At 72.6% G+C, this 4,015-nt stretch carries 1 protein-coding gene; it reads right to left on the bottom strand.

Going from position 1 to position 4,015, the window contains the following annotated elements:
• The coding region (locus ABZ863_RS35360; protein WP_358544104.1) for an SDR family NAD(P)-dependent oxidoreductase at window positions 1-4,015 on the bottom strand (4,015 nt) is incomplete at both ends.

Here is a 4,015-nt window from a genome sequence, read left to right as displayed (position 1 = left end):
CACCCCTGCGCAACGCGGCCACCGCCAGATGCAACGCCACCAACGACGACGAACACGCCGTGTCCACCGACACCGCAGGCCCCTCAAGACCCAGGGTGTACGCCACCCGGCCCGACGCCACACTCGCCGCGCTCCCACTACCGAGATGGCCCTCGTACTCTTCGAGCCCGTCGGTGACATGCATCAGCCTGGCGGCGTAGTCGTTGTTCATCAGGCCCGTGAAGACGCCGGCCCGGGTCCCCCGCAGGGAGCGCGGATCAATGCCCGCCCGCTCCAGCGCCTCCCACGACGTCTCCAGCAACAACCGCTGCTGCGGATCCATCGCCAGCGCCTCACGCGGCGAGATGCCGAAGAACGCCGCGTCGAACTCCGCGGCCTCATACAAGAACCCACCCGCAGGCGCGTAACTGGTCCCGGGCCCGTCGCGGTCCCCGCCGAACACCCCCTCCACATCCCAGCCACGGTCCCCCGGGACATCCCCGATGACGTCCACACCGGCCGAGACCACCCCCCACAACGCCTCCGGAGACTCCACACCCCCCGGAAAACGGCAGCCCATCCCCACAATGGCGATGAGGTCGTCATCGTCATCGTCGGCGGGTGTTTCGAAGGACGTGGCCGCCGCCGGAGTGAGGGGCCCCTCCGCGGCGAGGGCACCGGTCAGTTCCCTCTGCAGGAAGTCGGCGACCGCGGCGGGGTTCGGGCGGTCGAAGGCCAGGGTCGCCGGAAGGCGCAGCCCGGTTTCCTTGTTGAGGCGGTTGCGCAGTTCCACGGACGTCAGGGAGTCGAACCCGAGCGACTTGAAGGAGGTCTGCGTGCGTACGGAGGCCATGGCGTCCTCGCGTCCGCCGAGCACCGACACGACGTGCCTCTTCACCATGCCGAGCAGGGTGTCCAGCTGCTGCTGGGCGGTGAGGGAGCGCAGCCGGTCGAGCAGTCCGGTGGCTGATGCCGGTGAGGTGGCCGCGGCGTTCCGCCGCCGTACCGGGGTGGCGCGGGCGTAGGGGGCGAGCAGCGGGGGCAGCGAGGCCGCGTCGGCCGCGGCCAGGCGCCGGGTGTCCAGGCCCATCGGTACGACGGCCGGCCGGTTCAGGCGCAGCGCCTCGTCGAATGCCATGAGACCCGCTGTGCTGGTCAGCGGTGTCACCCCGAGACGGGCAAGCCGCTGCAGGTCCGTGTGGTCGAGGTGCTCCGTCATTCTGCTGGCTTCGGCCCACAGCCCCCACGCCATGGACGTGGCGGTCAGGCCGCGCGCGCGGCGGTAGCCGGCCAGTGCGTCCAGGAAGGCGTTGGCGGCGGCGTAGTTCGCCTGGCCCGCGTTGCCGAACGTGGCCGCCGCGGACGAGAAGAGGACGAACGCCGACAGGTCGAGGTCGCGCGTCAGTTCGTGCAGGTGCCATGCCGCGTCCACCTTCGGCCGCAGGACAGCCGCCACCTGCTCCGGTGTGAGGGCCTCCAGGACGGCGTCGTCCAGTACACCGGCCACGTGAACGATGGCGGACAGCGGGTGCTCGTCGGGGACCGCGGCCAGCAGCTCTGCCACAGCCGCTCGGTCGGCCGTGTCGCAGGCCACGAGGGTCGCCTCGGCTCCCAGCTCGGCCAGCTCGGCCCGTAGCGTGTCGGCGCCCTCGGTCGCGGGGCCTGTGCGACTGGTCAGGAGCAGGTGCCGCACGCCGTGTTCGGTCACCAGGTGGCGGGTTGTCAGCCTTCCGAGTGTGCCGAGAGCCCCGGTCACCAGAACCGTGCCGGAGGTGTCGATCGGCCGGGTCTCCTGCGCGGGCGGCGCCGGTTCCGTGCCGCGTACCAGGCTCGGGGCGAACGCCGTCCCGGACCGGACAGCCAGTTGCGGTGCGCCGGTGCTCAGGGCCGTCGCGAGGGCGTCGGCGGTCTCGGTGCCGGCCCCGGTGCCGGGGTCGAGGTCCAGCAGTACGAAACGGTCCGGATGCTCGGTCTGGGCGGTCCGCAGCAGTCCCCAGACGGAGGCGGCGACGGGATCAGGGGCATCGCCGCCTTCTCCTGTGAGAACCGCGCCCCGCGTGACCACGACGAGTCGTGCGGCGGAGAAGCGCTCGTCGGCCAGCCACTCCCGCAGGGTGGCGAGAACCGAGGAGAACAGTGCGTGCACCCGCCCCGGTACGTCGCCGGACGGGTCGTCGGCACCGCCCTCGGGCACTGGCAGGAGCACGGTGGCGGGCACGGTCTCGCCGATGTCCGACAGCGATTCGTACGAGGTCGGTGGGCTGCCGGCGTCCTCCAGAGCCGGCCGCAGTCCGAGAGTGTCCTGGCCCAGGATGCCCCAGGGCGTGGAGGGGGAGGGCGTCGCCTGCGGCGGCAGCGGTTGCCAGCGGACGTGGAGCAGGGGGTCGTCGGTCCGGGCTCCGATCGCCCGCAGTTCTCGACGGGCGACGGGGCGCACGGTCAGCGCGTCGACCGTGGCGACCTGTCCGCCTGCCGCGTCCCACAGGGTCAGCGTCAGCGCGTCGTGTCCGAGGGCGGTCAGCCGCGCACGCAGGACGGATGCCCCGGCGGCCTGGATCTCGACGCCGCTCCACGAGAAGGGCAGCCGCGCCTCCGGTTCCGCGCCGGTGGGCGGCAGGAGCTCGCCGGGCACCACGGCGTGCAGCACCGCGTCGAACAGCGCGGGGTGCAGGATGTACTGCTCTGCTTGTTCCACCAGTGGCTGTGGCAGGCGCACTTCGGCGAAGATCTCGGTCCCGCCGTGCTCGCCGTCACGCCGCCATACCGCTCGCAGCCCCTGGAAGTGCGGGCCGTACTCCAGCCCGCGGTCCGCCATTTCGGCATAGACGGTGTCGATCCCGACGGGCTCGGCTCCCTCCGGAGGCCATGTCGGCGCTGACTGGGGGGGCAGCTCTCGGGCGGGGCTCACGGAGGCGTCGGCGTGGGATGTCCACGGGCTCTCGGTGAGGTCGGTGTCGGGGCGGGACTGGACGGTCACGGACCGGCGGCCGTCCTCGGCGGAGGCCAGCACCTGGATCTGTACGTCGACGGCTTCGCCGGCGGGGATCACCAGCGGGGTGTGCAGGAGCAGTTCCTCGACCCGTACGCAGCCGACCTGTTCACCCGCCCGCGTCACCATCTCCACCAGTGCCGTTCCCGGCACCACGACCGTCCCGCCGACCTGGTGATCGGCCAGCCAGCCCGGCCGGTCCGTGGACAGCCGGCCGGTCACCAGCACCCCGCCGCCGTCGGCCAGCGACACCGCCGCGCCCAGCAGGGGGTGGTCCACACCGCGCAGGCCCAGGGCAGCCGGATCCGAAGCGTCCGCCGATGCCTCCACCCAGTAACGCTGGTGCTGGAAGGCGTAGGTGGGCAGATCCATGGGCAGGCCCGCGGGGTCGTTCTGGACGCCGACGCCGGTGACCGTGCTCCAGTCGACGTGCACGCCACCGACGAAGAGTTCGGCGGCGGAGGTCAGGAACCGCTTCAGGCCGCCCTCGTCGCGGCGCAGGGTGCCGGCCACCACGGCGTCCGGCATCCCGGCGGCGGCCAGCGTGTCCTCCAGCCCGGCGGTGAGCACGGGGTGTGCGCTGCACTCGACGAAGGCGTCGAAGCCTTCGCCCGCCAGCTCCGAGACGGCCCGCTCCAGCTGGACCGGCTCGCGCAGATTGCGGTACCAGTACCTTGCGTCCAGCGTCTCTCCCGGCACCCAGGTCCCGGAGACCGTGGAGAAGAACCCGGCCTCGGTCGGACGCGGCGCGAGCGGCGCCAGTGCCTCCTGCAACGGGCCGGCGATCTGCTCGACCTGTGCCGAGTGCGAGGCGTAGTCCACCGCGATCCGCCGGACCCGCACCCCCTGCGCCTCGCACAGGGCCACCAGCTCGTCCAGCGCTTCCGGCTCCCCGGACACCACCACCGAGGCCGGCCCGTTGACCGCCGCGAGCGAGACCCGCTCGCCCAATGGCTCACACCACGCGCGCACCTCTCCTGCCGGCGCGGCCACCGACACCATCCCACCGCGCCCCGCCAGCACCTCACCGATCACCCGACTGCGCAG

The sequence above is a fragment of the Saccharomonospora sp. NPDC046836 genome (genome assembly GCF_040645195.1).
Lineage (GTDB): Bacteria > Actinomycetota > Actinomycetes > Mycobacteriales > Pseudonocardiaceae > Prauserella_A.
This window is presented reverse-complemented; position numbering and strand designations above follow the sequence as displayed.